The organism is Streptomyces sp. NPDC024698 (assembly GCF_055559015.1).
The window spans coordinates 36,971-50,398 of the sequence record NZ_JBVHLK010000016.1; the positions used below are offsets into that span (position 1 = coordinate 36,971).

11 protein-coding genes are annotated in these 13,428 nt (G+C 71.4%); 6 read left to right on the forward strand and 5 right to left on the reverse strand.

Annotated features, from left to right (window positions below):
* Nucleotides 1-53: 53 nt before the first annotated feature.
* The 5 genes from ACZ4AA_RS28160 (at nt 54) to ACZ4AA_RS28180 (ending at nt 5,146) form a co-directional block, all read left to right on the forward strand.
* The gene (locus ACZ4AA_RS28160) at nt 54-1,139 is read left to right on the forward strand and encodes a hypothetical protein (protein WP_467608922.1); all 1,086 of its coding nucleotides are present in this window, start codon (nt 54-56) and stop codon (nt 1,137-1,139) included.
* A gap of 194 nt (nt 1,140-1,333) precedes the next feature.
* Nucleotides 1,334-2,422 carry a hypothetical protein gene (locus ACZ4AA_RS28165; RefSeq protein ID WP_467608925.1) on the forward strand — a complete coding sequence of 363 codons (1,089 nt, stop codon included), beginning with the start codon at nt 1,334-1,336 and terminating at the stop codon, nt 2,420-2,422.
* 21 nt (nt 2,423-2,443) lie between these two features.
* Nucleotides 2,444-3,172 (forward strand): hypothetical protein, encoded by a 729-nt coding sequence (locus tag ACZ4AA_RS28170; protein WP_467608928.1) that lies wholly within the window; start codon nt 2,444-2,446, stop codon nt 3,170-3,172.
* Nucleotides 3,173-3,182: 10 nt separating this feature from the next.
* Nucleotides 3,183-3,950, forward strand: coding sequence for a hypothetical protein (locus ACZ4AA_RS28175; protein ID WP_467608931.1), 768 nt, complete (start codon nt 3,183-3,185; stop codon nt 3,948-3,950).
* Nucleotides 3,951-4,027: 77 nt separating this feature from the next.
* Entirely contained in the window at nt 4,028-5,146 is a 1,119-nt protein-coding gene (locus ACZ4AA_RS28180) for a M14 family metallopeptidase (protein WP_467608934.1), read from the forward strand.
* A 79-nt stretch (nt 5,147-5,225) separates the two neighbouring features.
* Here the strand turns inward: ACZ4AA_RS28180 and ACZ4AA_RS28185 are convergent, their stop codons facing one another.
* The 5 genes from ACZ4AA_RS28185 to ACZ4AA_RS28205 all read right to left on the reverse strand — a co-directional run bounded on the left by ACZ4AA_RS28185 (nt 5,226) and on the right by ACZ4AA_RS28205 (nt 11,709).
* On the reverse strand, nt 5,226-6,245 hold the full coding sequence (locus ACZ4AA_RS28185; protein WP_467608939.1) for a class I SAM-dependent methyltransferase: 1,020 nt from the start codon (nt 6,243-6,245) through the stop codon (nt 5,226-5,228).
* Nucleotides 6,242-7,600, reverse strand: coding sequence for a M20/M25/M40 family metallo-hydrolase (locus ACZ4AA_RS28190; protein WP_467608943.1), 1,359 nt, complete (start codon nt 7,598-7,600; stop codon nt 6,242-6,244). The genes ACZ4AA_RS28185 and ACZ4AA_RS28190 overlap by 4 nt, the downstream gene beginning before the upstream one ends.
* 176 nt (nt 7,601-7,776) lie before the next feature.
* Complete coding sequence (locus tag ACZ4AA_RS28195) at nt 7,777-9,153, reverse strand: MFS transporter (protein ID WP_467608947.1); 1,377 nt, start codon at nt 9,151-9,153, stop codon at nt 7,777-7,779.
* Nucleotides 9,150-10,412, reverse strand: coding sequence for an ATP-grasp domain-containing protein (locus ACZ4AA_RS28200; RefSeq protein ID WP_467608950.1), 1,263 nt, complete (start codon nt 10,410-10,412; stop codon nt 9,150-9,152). The genes ACZ4AA_RS28195 and ACZ4AA_RS28200 overlap by 4 nt, the downstream gene beginning before the upstream one ends.
* Nucleotide 10,413: 1 nt before the next feature.
* Nucleotides 10,414-11,709: an ATP-grasp domain-containing protein gene (locus ACZ4AA_RS28205; protein ID WP_467608955.1), complete on the reverse strand. Its 1,296-nt coding sequence runs from the start codon at nt 11,707-11,709 to the stop codon at nt 10,414-10,416.
* 369 nt (nt 11,710-12,078) lie between these two features.
* Between ACZ4AA_RS28205 and ACZ4AA_RS28210 the strand changes: the two genes are divergently transcribed.
* On the forward strand, nt 12,079-13,386 hold the full coding sequence (locus tag ACZ4AA_RS28210; RefSeq protein WP_467608960.1) for a hydroxyacid-oxoacid transhydrogenase: 1,308 nt from the start codon (nt 12,079-12,081) through the stop codon (nt 13,384-13,386).
* The last annotated feature ends 42 nt before the right edge of the window (nt 13,387-13,428 follow it).

Here is a 13,428-nt window from a genome sequence, read left to right on the forward strand (position 1 = left end):
GGACCCCTTCACCCGTCAAATTGGTGACCACGGCGAGAAACAAAGAAAAGGTCATGACGGGAGTGATCGTGTCCGCGCAGATAGCCATTGATCCCGGCCGCTTCAGCCAGTTCGGTGAGGCCACCGGAAGCACCTTCTGTCTGATCACGAATTCCGAACTGGTGGACCGTTTCGAGGTCGTCGAGACGGCGCCGTACCGGGAATTCATCACCATCACGCTGGACGCCGGCGACCGGTTCGAGGACATTCTCGAAAAAAGGATCCCGGAACCCGCGCACGTCCTCGTGGTCTCGCCCCACCGTTTCTTCGAGTCACCGGATCCCTCCCTGGTGGGCCGGCGGAAGATCATGGGAATGGCGTGCAACTCGACGCCGACCGGTCTCGACGAGATCCGGCACTTCCTCGGGGTGATGGAGCGGACCTCGGCGACCGAGCAGGCGGCGTTCTGCGACACGTTCTTCGAACTCGCCGAGGACTCCGAGCAGCTCGTCTACGTCGACCCGGTGCACGGCACCCGGGCCACCCTCGACCATCTGCGCGAGGGACTGGTGTGGAACCAGCAGGCCGGCCCGCTGGACTGGGGCGACCAGCAGATCGTCCCCTCCGGTGAGATCAGCGTGCTGCCCGTCGAGATCAGGGAGTTCGACGAGGCGCTGAAGCTGCCGCTGGAGGGCGAGATCACGCTGCGCGGCTACCCGATCCTGCACAACGGCACCCCCTCCTTCTCCCGCGCCGACCAGGCCCGTGTCCACGCGCAGTTGTGGGCGATGCACGACAACGCGATCAAGGCCACCGTCGAGGACGGCCGGATCACGCGCCTTCGGGCGCTGGACGCGGGGGCGGCGCCGGCCGTGGCGATGCTGGAGCAGATGTTCGCCGTCGACTCCCGGTACCGGATCGTCTGGGAGATCGGCCACGCCCTCAACGTCTCGCACGACATCCTGCCCGGCAACCACGCCATGAACGAGGTGTACGGCGGCACGGAGGGGTGCCTGCACTTCGGCCTCGGGCTCACCCCGTACACCCAGTACCACCTGGACATCATCTCGCCCGACACCCGCGTGCTGACCAGCAATGGAGTCGCGGTGATCGGACACCCGGACCACCCCACCGTGGAGCGGGTCGTGCCCCTCGCATAAAGGGTCGCGACCGCCCGGCCGGGGTGAATGCAAGGAAATCAACCCAACAGGAGGTGACTCCCCATGAAGAAGATCAAGGTGCAGAAGAACCGCAACTACCTGGGCACGCTCCTGGGCTGAGTACCGACCCGCGGCGGGGTGTTCGCGAAGCCCCGCCGCGGGGTTCCCCTTTTCTCCTCTCCAGGGAGTTTCCCGTGCCACCGCTGGAACTCACGACGAGCGACTTCGACCAGTTCGGCCCGCCGGCCGGGACATTCTGCCTGATCACGAGCGAACGGAACGGCGAGCTCTTTTCCCTGAATTCCGGTGACGGATATTCCCGGGTGCTCCGGCTGACGCTTTCTCCCGGTACCCGCCTGGGAGAACTCATCGAGAGCAGCGTCCCCGAGGACGCCCATGTGCTGGCGGTCTGCCCCGGGCAGTTCCTCGACTCGCCGACCCCGAGGGAACTCGGCGGACGCAGACTGGCCGTGCTGCCGGCCGGGTCCACCCCGCTGACCGACGAGCACGTCCGCTACTTCCTGCGCACCGCCGCTCGCACCGATGCCGCCGCGCACGCCCGGGTGGCCGAGGAGTTCTTCGACCTGGTGGGCGACAGCGACCGGCTGACGATCACCGACGACGTCTCCGGCACCGAGGCCGAGTTCGACCACACGGTCGGCGCCTGCGTCTGGAACATGCAGGCGGGCGTCCTGGAAGAGGGCGACCAGCAGATCTTCCCGTCCGGCAAGCTGAGCGTCACCGCCGCCGAGATCACCACCTTCGAACCGGAAGCGCGGTTGCTCGGCCTCCACGGAGACCTGACCCTGCGCGGCTGGCCGATCGTCCACCGCCACCGGGACCCGGCCGACGCCGCCGACCAGCGAAGGCTGTTCGAAGCGCTCACGCCGCTCGTCTCCGAGGCCGTGACGCTGCACGTCAGCGGCGGAAGCATCGAGGGCGTCACCCCGCAGACCCCGGGGGCGGCACCGGCCGCCACGGAGCTGGAGAAGCTCCTCACCGACGATCCGCGCTACCGCGTCATCTGGGAGCTCGGCTTCGGGATCAACACCACCACGGAGATCATCCCGGCGAACTGCGGCCCGAACGAGGTCTACGGCGGCACCGCCGGAGTCGTGAACCTCGGACTGGGGATCACGCCGGCCACGCGCTTCGCCCTGGCCTTCCTGTGCCCCCGCAGCTCACTGGTGACATCGGACGGTACCGCCGTCCTCGGCGCCCGCAAGGCGGTACGCCGCGGGCGGATGCAGCGCGTCTCCAGCGCGAGCTGCGGCTGCCACTGACCCCAAGGAGGGAAGCACGCCATGACGATCAACTCCGAACTGCGCAAGAAGGTCGACGCGGTCCTCGAAACCTTCATCAAGGACTTCTACGCGACCGTCCCGTACGCCCAGCACCAGAAGGACGCCTCCGAGCTGAACCTCGACTACTACAAGCGGCACAACATCGAGACGATCCTGAGGCTGCGCCGCAAGCGGACCGTGGACGCCCTGGCCATCAAGTACTTCACCAAGGTGGACCCGGTACAGGCCAAGGCGTGGGCGCACTACACCGACGACGAGATGCTGCACGACCGGCTGTTCGCGGCCGACCTCGCCAAGGTCGGCGTCACCAAGGACCAGATCTACTCCACGGAACCCCTGCTCTCCACCAAACTCCTCACCGGATACCTCCAGTTCGGCATGGAGTTCGAGGACAGCCCGATGGCGCTGATCACCAGCGTGTACTTCGTGGAGTACGTCACCACGCGCACCCAGCCCGACTGGCTGGACAACCTGGGCGACGTCCTCGGCGAGGAGAACGTCAAGGGCGCCCGCGCGCACGTCAACACGGACCTCGACGACGACCACGACGACTTCGTGTGGCGCGTGCTGTCCACGCTGATCCACTCGGAGGCCGACGAGCGCAAGGTCGTCGAGCACCTCCACAACGTCTACTGGCTGTGGAAGCTCTACTTCGTGGAACTGCACCAGCTCACCGTGCTCGGCAAGAGCGACGCCCAGATCCCGCTGCCCACCGCGGCCGAGGTCTGAGCGGGCAGCGGTGGCCGACGACGACCGAGCCACGCGGCCCGGCGGGCGGCCCGGGGTCGAGGTACTGACCCTGCCGCCCGGCCGGGAGCTGCCGACCGCGACCGAGAAGTGGATCGTGGACGGCCTGGTCCTCGCCATGCCGGGGCTCCACACCCGCCAGCTGTTCACGCTCCGCCGCGAGATGCTGACCGACGCCGACTACGTCGTCGCGGGCGTGGACCGTGAGCGCGGCCGGGTCGTGTCGCTGCTCACCTCCCGCTGGGCCGAGATCCCCTCGGGGCGGCCCTGCCTGCACATCATGATCCAGTTCGTCGGGGACGCGTACCGGGGAGCCACGGTCTTCAGGGAGAGCTGGGCGCTGCACTTCGCCCGGCTGCTCGCCGAGGGCCGGCCGTTCCCGGAGGTGATCGCGCTCAAGACGTACAACCCCGTGGTGCACTGCGCGATGTCGGCGTTCAGCGCCCATCCGGACATCAGCATGTACCCGGACCTCGCGGGCAAGGACGACAGTCAGGAGGCGCTGGCCGCCGAGGTGGCCGCGGCGCTCGCGCCCCGGGCCGCGTTCGACCCGGCGCGCGGGGTCTTCCCGGGCATCGGCCGTCCGCTCGACCTCTACCGGGACCGGCCGCTGAGCCATGTCCCCGAGGCCAACCGGTACTTCGCCGAGCACACCGAGCCGGGCGACCGGGTGCTGTGCCTGCTGCACGTGCCCACACGGGCGGGGGCGCACGCGATCCTCACGGCCCTGGGGGTGCCGGAGCCCTCGGGGCGGAACTGAGTCCAGCCCCCGTGCCGCGGCGGGCGGCGCCCGCCCCGTCGTGACGCCCGGCACCCACTCCAGGAACGCGAGGCAGCATGGCGGACACAGCGGACACCTTTCCCCTCGACTACGCCCGGGCCAGGGCCGCCTTCCTGGCCGCCGCCGAGGAGGCCGGCGCACGGCACAGGACCTTCACCCTGCCGGGGCACCTCGGGCCCGACGGCGGCGAACTCCGCGTGGACACCGCCGTTCTGGGGCCGCCGGACCCGGAGAGGCTCCTGGTGACGGTCTCCGGGACGCACGGCATCGAGGGCTTCTGCGGCTCCGCCTGCCAGACCGGCGTCCTGCTGCGCGAAGGCGTGGCGAAGGCCGCCGCCGGGTCCGGGACCGGCGTCCTGCTGGTCCACGCCCTCAACCCCCACGGCTTCGCGTATCTGCGGCGCGTCAACGAGGACAACATCGACCTCAACCGGAACTTCGTCGACCACGGGGCCCCGCCGCACAACGACGCCTACGACGCCGTGCACCCCACGCTGGTGCCGGCGGAGGCCGAGGCCTTCACCCCCGCGGAACTCGTCGCCGACCTCACCGCGCTCCGCGAGCGGCTCGGCCCCCAGCGCCTCCAGGAGGCCGTCACCCGCGGCCAGTACCGCCACCCCGACGGGCTGTTCTACGGCGGACAGGCACCGGCCTGGTCCCGGCGGGTGTTCGAGACCGTGGTCGCCGAGCAGATCGCCGGAGCCGGGCACGTCGCCTACATCGACCTGCACACCGGACTCGGCGAGCGCGGTGTCGGCGAACCCATCTTCCGCGGCGGCCGTGACGCGGACGCCCGGCAGCGGGCCCGCCGGTGGTACGGCGACGCGCTCACCGCCTCGGAGGAGGGCACCTCCTCCTCCACGCCGATCGTGGGCAACACGGCGACCGCCGTGGCGGACGGCCTGGGACCCGGCAGCCTGCTGACCGCGATCACCCTGGAGTTCGGCACCCAGCCGGGCCCCGAGGTGCTGCTGGCGCTGTGCGCCGACAACTGGCTGCACCACCACCGCCCCCCGGCCGAGGCGGTCGGCTCCGGCCTCAAGCGGCTGATCCGCGGCGCCTTCTGCCCGGCGGAGGACGCCCGTTGGCGCGAACAGGTCCTCCAGCGGGCGCGCGAGGTCTTCGACCAGGCCCTCGCCGGCCTCGCCGACGCCAAGGACACCGAGCCCGGCTGACCCCCGGGAGACTCCCCGTGACACGCCGGCGGCGGCCACCCCCCTCGGGTGGCCGCCGCCGGCGTGTCACGGCCCCGCCTCAGCCCGCCTTCCGGCCGATCGCGAGGACCGCCGTCCTGGGTACGGTGCAGGTCCACTCGCGGGCCGACGGGTCGTACTCCAGGGAGAGCGCCTCCAGGGAGCCGTCCGCGCGCCGGTCGCGGAAGACCGTCCCGGCCAGCTCCACCGTGTGGCGGGCGGCGTCCCCCGCGTGGCTCCGTTCGATCCCGGCGAGCCCGTACATGTCCAGCAGGTAGCGTCCCAGCTCCAGTTCGGCCTCCGGGGCCGTGGCCGCGGTCGCGACGTACGGATCGGCCATCTCGGTCACCTCACCGGACGCGAAGCCCGCCTTCCTCAAGTAGCCCCACAACTCCTCCCGGGTGAAGTGGTCGTAGGCGTGCCCGGTCCGTGAGTACGGGTCGACCACGTCCCGGAACCAGGTGTCCATCGGCGAGCCGACGAGGAAGTCGTGGAGCAGCAGGACCCCGCCGGGCCGCAGCACCCGGTGGGCCTCGTGGAACAGTTCGGCACGGTCGTCGGCGGCGATGTGGTGCGACCCGTAGGCGACGAGGACCGCGTCGACACTGCCACCGCGCATGAGCAGCCGGTCGGCGCGCTGCACCAGCGCCGGACAGTCCGCCGTCCAGGCGGCACGCACCATGTACGGGGAGGCGTCGCAGGTCAGCACGGACAGGCCGGTCAGGCGCCGGGCGTCCGCGACCCTGCGGACCAGGCCGTCGCCGCCGAGCACGTCCACCACGACGGCGGGCCCGCGGTCGGTCCTGGCCGGCACCAGGGAGAGCAGATGCAAGATGCCCCGGGCGCGTGCGGTGAGGTTGCGGGCCTGCGCGCGGATGTACGAGGACCCCCGGCCGCCGGCTCCGTCGTCGCCGAAGTCGTCCCTGAAGTCCGTGGCACCGGCCAGCAGCCGGGCCGAGGCCCGGGCCCGTTCCGGGTCGACGCACGCGTGCAGATCGGGGGCCGCCCGGCCGAGCCGGCTCAGGTGATCCGCCATGTCGGCCTCGGTGAACATGACCTGCTGTCCCGTCAGTTCGCTCACGGCCGCTCTCCCGTGGACTCCAGGAAGAGCGCGAGGGCGAGCGCCATGCGTTCGATCTCCCGGGGGTCCACGCTCTCGTCGGGCGCGTGGATGAGGCACTGGGGTTCCTCGACGCCGATCAGCGCGATCTCCGCGTCGGGGAAGGTCTCCTGCAACGCGTCGCAGGTGGGGATCGAACCGCCCTGCCCCGCCGTCGTCAGCTCCCGTCCGAACGCCTCCCGCAGCGCCTTCCCCAGCTCCGCGTAGGCCGGGCCGTCGGTGCGGGCCCGGAAGGGGCGGCTGGAGGAGAGCCGGACGGTGTCCACCTCGACGTCCCAGGGGGCCGTGCGCGCCAGGTGCGCCCTGAGCGCCTCCCAGGCGGCGTCCGGCTCGGTTCCGTAGGGGATGCGCAGATTGAGTTTGGCGGTCACCTCGCCGAGCACGGCGGGCGCCGAACCGACCACCGGCGGGCAGTCGATGCCGACCACGGTCAGGGCGGGCCTGGCCCACAGCATGTCCGCCACACTGCCGTCGCCCACCAGACGGACGCCGTCGCGCACCTTGATGTCACGGCGGTAGCGCTCGGCGGGATACTCGGCGCCCTGCCAGCGCCCGTCGCGGTCGAGGCCCTCCACGGTGGTGTTGCCGTCGGCGTCGTGCAGGGTGGCGAGCATGGCGATCAGCGCGTTGAGCGGGTCGGGGGCGGGGCCGCCGAAGGACCCGGAGTGCACCGGCCCGGCCAGCGAGCGCACGGTCACGGTGGCGTGCACGACGCCCCTCAGGTCGGTGGTCGCGGTGGGCACGCCCGCCTCGGAGTTGCCCGTGTCGCACACCAGCACGGTGTCGGCGTACAGGAGCTTGGGGTTCTCCCGGATCAGTGTGGCGAGCCCGCCGGTGCTCTGCTCCTCGGCACCCTCCGAGATGACCTTGACGCCCACCCCGAGCCGGGTCAGGTCGCCGAGCGCCCGCAGCGCGGTGAGCTGCATGACGATGTTGCCCTTGCAGTCGGCGGCCCCGCGCCCGTACCAGCGGCCGTCGGCACGCTCGGTCAGGGTCCAGACCGGGGTGGTCCAGGCGCCTTCGTCGAGCGGCGGCTGCACGTCGTAGTGGCTGTAGAGCAGGACGGTGGGGAAGCCGGGGGCGGCCGGCAGATGGCCGAACACCGCCTTGCTGCCGTCCGGCGTGTCCAGCAGCCGTGCCCCGGGGACTCCGGCCTCGGTGAACAGCCGGGCGACCAGGCCGGCGGCGCTCTCGCACTCCTCCACCGGGTACTGCCGGGGGTCGGCGACGGACCGGTGCGCGACCAGGTCCCGCAGATCCTCCTGCGCCCGGCCCATCAGTTCGCGCACCCGGGCGCGTAACTCCTTGGGCGGCATACGGCCTCCTTCTCGGTCGGTGTTCGGGGGTGTTCCGGGTCGTTGCGTACGGATGCCTGCGGCGCGTGCGGTGCCTGCGGTGCGTGTGGCGCATGAGACGGCCGAAGCGCACGAAGCCGCAGGGTGGGCGGGCCGACGGGCAGGTCGTACGGCCCGTCGGGCAGCAGGTCGGCCGGTCAGCCGGACGGTGACGGTGACGGTGACGGTGTGCCGTCCTCGGCGGGTCCGGCGGGTCCGGCGGGTCCGGCGGGTTCGGCGGGTCCGGCGGGTTCGGCGGTGCGGCGCCGGTCCACCGCTTCGGCCAGCGAGCGGCGCACCACGCGGGTGCCCGCCCCGTACCCGATCCCCACGACGGCCAGCACCAGCCAGAACAGCGGCAGCGCGCCATGGCCGGCGGCCAGGTCGAAGCCGCCGCCGACGAAGCCGCCCAGCATGCCGCCGACGCCCCAGGCCATCGTGGAGTAGCCCAGATACAGGCCGGTGCGGCCCTCGGTGGCGAGGCCCGCGACGACCGCGTCGACCACGCCGCAGAACAGCGATTCGCCGATCGAGGTGACGATCACGGCGGCGACGACGGGGCTGATCCCGTCGACCGAGCACAGCAGCCAGCCGCCGCCGAGCAGCACCCCGGACGCTGTGAACAGATCGAGGCGGCCGACCGTGGAGCGCCGCTCGACGCGTGCGCCGATCAGCCACACGGTCAGCATCACCACGACGGCGTTGCCCGCGGTGAACACGCCGACCAGGTCGGAGGAGAGCTTCTGGTGCACGACGGTCAGCGGCAGCGCGACGCGGTACTGGGTGATGAGGAACCAGCCGCCGACCGCGAGCGAGCAGAAGATCATCAGCGGGCGGTCGCGCAGGGCCTCGGCCATGGCGGCGGGCCTGATGGGAGCCGCGTTCGTGGCGTGCAGCCCGCGCAGCAGCACCGCGGAGGTCACGGCGAACCCCAGGTGCAGCGCGGCCGCGATCAGGAAGCCCGCCCGCATCGCGCCGGCCGCCATCAGCGCGGTGCCGATCAGCGGGCCGATCAGGGCGGCCCCGTTGATGGACACGTAGTAGCGGCTGAGGTCGGCCGCGACCCCGCCCGACCTGCTGGAGGCGAGGACGCTGCGGGCGCCGTTGTTGTTGAGGGAGCCGCCGACGCCCAGCAGCGCGACGGACGCGCCCCAGAAGGCGAAGCTGCCGCCGGCCACGGTGAACACGACGTACGCGCCCGCCTCGACGGCGAGACCCAGGGTCAGGATCCGGGCCGCGCCGAAGCGGTCGCTGACCCAGCCGGACGGGATGCCGAGCCCGCGGCGGGTGAACTCCATGACCGCGAACAGCAGACCGGTCTGAAAGCTGCTCAGCCCCTCGTCCTTGGTCAGGTGCACCGCGAGGAACGGCACGACCATGAAGAAGCCGATGTTGGTGGTGAAGCGGCCGAGGATGACGACGTACGCCGGACCCCGGCCCGCGAGGAACCGGCCGGAACGCGCCCCCGGGGCGTGCTCCGCCCGCGCCCCGGAGTTCCCGGCGAGCGTCACGCCGTCTCCCTTCTTCGAGGTCATCGGGCGGTCTCCGGGTCGGTACGGACGGTGATCCGGGCGGCCGCGGCGTCGGCCGCGTCGGCGGCGGCCTTGGGGTCCGGGCCCGCGGCGACGACATGCCCGGCCCGGTTCCAGGAGTCGCCGAGCGGCACCAGTTCGGCTCCCACGGCGGGGATTTCACCGATCCGGATGACCCCTTCCACGGCCCGGGCCCCGGCCGTGCCCGTCACCTCGGTGACCCGGCCGGGCCGTGGGGTGAGATAGCGGATCGAGGCGCCTCCGGCATGGCCCGTGGCCGCCCCCGGCAGGACGCCGTGGGCGAGGGCGAGGACGGCGCCCTGGAGCATGTCGATGCCGGTGACGAGGTGGACCAGTTCCCAGATCTGGTCGCCGCCCTGCCGGGCGTTGATCTCGACGACCGTGGCGCGCTCGCCGTCCTCGGCGAGCATCACCTCAGTGTGGCAGGGGCCCCAGGCGTAGCCGACGGCGTCCAGGGCGTCCAGCGCCGCCCCGACGATCCTGCGGTACGGGTCGGGCGGCAGCGGAGCGGGCAGGTCGTGTCCCGTCTCCACGAAGTGCGGGGCGCCCGAGGTGTGTTTGCGGGTGACCGCGAGCACCTGGTGGCGTCCGGCGGCGGACAGCGACTCGACGCTGAACTCCTGGCCGGTCAGGAACTCCTCGGCCAGCACATGGGACGCCGACTCGCCCTGCGGCCAGGCGAAACCGGTCCTGGCGCCGCTGGTCCAGGCCCACGCCCGGGTCAACTCCTCCTCGGTGCGCACGAGATGGACGCCCGTGCCGCCGTTGCCGTCGACCGGCTTGAGGATCACACCGGACGGACAGCCGCGCAGCAGCTCGCGGACCTCGTCGGCCCCGGCGCACACCCGGTGGGCCACCGCGCCCAGGCCGCGGTCGCGCAGACGGGCGCGCATGGCGGCCTTGTCCTGGGTCAGGGCGAGCGTGGCGGGTGAGTTGCCGCGCGCGCCCAGTGCCTCGGCCACCACGCTCGCCGGGCGCAGCGAGAGCTCGGTGAGCCCGAGCACCGCGTCCACGGGCCGCCGGGCGTGCACCTCGCGGGCGACGGCGAGCAGGGCGTCGGGGTCGGTGAAGTCGGCGTCGACCACCGCGAGGGCGAGGGACTCCTCCAACTCCCGGTCCCCGCCGGGGCGGTGGACCACGGTGAGGGCGACCGGCAGGCCGACGAACTTGCCCAGGACGTCGTGGCGGGGACAGATGAGCAGGAGGTGGGGTACGTGGGTCCCGTACGACTGGCCCGGCATGTCAGGCGGTCCCCCGTCCGTCGGCCGCGTCCTCGGTCCGGGCCGCGTTCCAGGCGCGTTCCAGCTCACGGATGCGGGCCGAGTCCTTCTCGATGGCGTCCCAGTCGTCCGCGCCCTGGATGACCCAGCCCAGGCTGGTGGTCACGTCGTTGGTGAGCGGCATGTCCCGGCCCTCGGGCGGGATCGCCATGGAGTACGTGGTGGGCAGGTCGGCGATCGCCCGGAGGATCTCCATGTTGTGCACCGGTCCCGCCAGGTCCGAGCAGAGCCAGAGGGTGCGGACCTCCTTGACCAGCTCGAAGGACGGCACGAACTCCCCGTCGAGGACGTGCCGTACGGTGCGCTCGATCTGGTTGTCGCCGGTGGCCAGGGAGCCGGAGATCATCATGCAGCTGCCCGAGTAGCGGGCCGCCAGCTCCACCAGACGTGGCCCGTCGGGCGTCATGATCGCCTCGGCGTGGGTGGAGCCGTTGCGGATGCCGACGGCGTCGGCCGCGCGCATCACGTACGGGGCGAGGACCGCCACGTCGGGGTGGTCGGGGGCCAGGAAGTCGGCGACGTCGTAGATGCCGTAGCGGGGGCCCCGGTCGTGCTTGGCGTAGACACAGGTGTCGACCAGTCCGTGCCGCCCGTCCACCGAGTACAGGTCGACGATGTACTCGGGTCCCTCCAGGAACTCCTGCACGATCACGGTGTCGTTGCGCAGCTCGAACCCGTTGACCTGGCCGAGGATATGGGTGAAGTGGCCGCGCCACTCGCCGCCGGCCGGCACGAAGTGCACGTTGTCGGTCCCGGCGCTGTGCGGCGGCTTCAGGATGATCGGCCGGCCGGTGAGACCGCTCGACTCGATCCAGGCGGCGGCCTCGGCGGGGTCGGCGGTCGACAGGGTGCGCGGACCGGGCACTCCGGCGCGCTCCAGGGCCAGAGCCATCTCCCCTTTGTGGCGCTGATATCGGGCGGTCCCGGGTACGTTCTGGAACTGTGGCATCAGACGTTCCACGAGCCGCGCGGCGAATTCGACACCGCTCTCGTTGCCGGTGACGATCCCCACCGGGTCATAAGATTCCACAAGCTTTACCATCGCTTCGAAGTCGCCGTCGTAATAGTGGACGGCTTCGAAGTCGTCGGGGTACCAGATATTCTTCTTGACGAATTTCACCAGTGGCTTCGGGGTGCTCATGACGGTGACCGGCAGTACGCCCCTGGCCCGGAAGGCGCTGGCGAAGCCCCGGTCCTCGCCGTCCCTGATGTGGTAGCCGTCTACGACGATCACGTGCCGCCGCCCAGTGGACTTCATGACTCAACTCTGCTGGCCGGGACGGCTCCGGCGACAGTGGCGGAACTGACACGCAACCGCGATTTCCTGCCAGCGGGTGTCCCTGGCCCGAGGGTGCGGCCGGGCTGGTGCGGAGGCCGGAGCGGGGTGTTGATCCGCTGACTTCCGATATGCGCCGGTGGTTGTGATTGAGCCGTTTCTGTCATAGGGCAAGGGACCTATGGCGGGAGCAAGGCCGACTGGCTACTGTGGCCCACGCCCGGTCGAAATTCTGTGTGAAGGTGACGTCGATTCGCCGAGCCGGCCGAGACGTCTGGGTGCGCGTCGCCGTTCGTCATGCAATTTCTCGGTCGGAATTCCGAGTCAAGTCGATGAAGGCGGGGACGGACTGTGGAATCGCTCGGGTGGGGCGGTCGGACTCCGGAGCAGGAACGAATAATCGCCTGGCAGGCACCGCCGCTGAAATTCGGTGTCGGCGCCACCGGGGAGATCGGACACGAGCTGCGCAGAGCCGGCGTCGCGTCGGTGCTGCTGGTGACCGATCCCGTCCTGGCCGGCCTCGGCCTGCCCGCACAGGTCGCCAAACAGATCGAGCAGGAGGGGATCTCGGTCACGCTGTTCGACCGGGCCCGGGTGGAACCCACCGACACGAGCGTCGCCGAGGCGGCCCGTGAACTGGAGCACCTCCAGGTGGACGGGTACGTCGGTCTCGGCGGCGGCAGCTCGATCGACACCGCCAAGATGCTGAACCTGCTGCTCAGTCACCCGGGCCGCCCGGTACGCGACTACCTGAACGCCCCGATCGGCGCCGGAGCCCCGATCCCCGGCCCGCTCAAGCCCCTGGTGGCCGTGCCCACCACGGCCGGCAGCGGCAGCGAGTGCACCGCCATGGTCGCCCTCGGCGTCACGGACCTGAACGTGAAGACGGGCATCAGCGACCTGCGGCTCATGCCCTCCCTGGCGCTCGTCGACCCGGCGAACACCCTGACACTGCCCCCGGCCGTCACCGCCTCCTCCGGGTACGACGTCCTGACGCACGCCTGCGAGTCGTACACGGCCCGCGCCTACGACCGGCGCCCCGCCTACCCCACGCCCGGCGACCGGCCGCTGTACATCGGAGCCAATCCGATCAGCGACGTGTGGGCGGAACAGGCCTTGGAACTGGTGGGCCGCCATCTGCGGCGGGCCGTGCTCAACTCCGCCGACCTGGAGGCCCGTACGGGAATGAGCCGGGCGGCGAGCTTCGCGGGCATGGGATTCGGCAACGCGGGAACGCACATCCCGCACGCCTGCGCCTATCCCGTGGCGGGAATGGTGCGGGACTACCGGCCCGACGGGTACGAGGTCGACCACGCCATGGTGCCGCACGGCGCCGCGGTCGTGTCCACGGCGGCCGCCGCCTTCGAGTTCACCTATCCGACCTCTCCCGAACGGCATCTGCGCGCCGCCGAGTTGCTGGGCGCGAACCTCGCCGGGGTGACGGTGGCGAACGGCGCGGACGTGCTTCCGGCCACCCTGCTGAGCATCGTGGCGGACACCGGAGGACCCACCGGGCTACGGGACTTCGGCTACTCCGCCAAGGACCTCCCCCGACTCGTCGAAGGCGCGCTGAAACAACGGCGGCTGCTCGTGTGCTGCCCGCGCGACGTCGACGCGCACGATCTCGAACGGGTCATCGCCGGCTCGATGACCCACTGACCCACCGTCAGAGCGCCCCCCACGCCAAGGAGCTGGATGCAC

Coding starts and splice junctions, on each gene's coding strand:
- ACZ4AA_RS28160 (WP_467608922.1), top strand. CDS start 54: ATGACGGGAGTGATCGTGTCCGCGCAGATAGCCATTGATCCCGGCCGC.
- ACZ4AA_RS28205 (WP_467608955.1), bottom strand. CDS start 11,709: ATGAAGTCCACTGGGCGGCGGCACGTGATCGTCGTAGACGGCTACCAC.
- ACZ4AA_RS28200 (WP_467608950.1), bottom strand. CDS start 10,412: ATGCCGGGCCAGTCGTACGGGACCCACGTACCCCACCTCCTGCTCATC.
- ACZ4AA_RS28195 (WP_467608947.1), bottom strand. CDS start 9,153: ATGACCTCGAAGAAGGGAGACGGCGTGACGCTCGCCGGGAACTCCGGG.
- ACZ4AA_RS28190 (WP_467608943.1), bottom strand. CDS start 7,600: ATGCCGCCCAAGGAGTTACGCGCCCGGGTGCGCGAACTGATGGGCCGG.
- ACZ4AA_RS28170 (WP_467608928.1), top strand. CDS start 2,444: ATGACGATCAACTCCGAACTGCGCAAGAAGGTCGACGCGGTCCTCGAA.
- ACZ4AA_RS28180 (WP_467608934.1), top strand. CDS start 4,028: ATGGCGGACACAGCGGACACCTTTCCCCTCGACTACGCCCGGGCCAGG.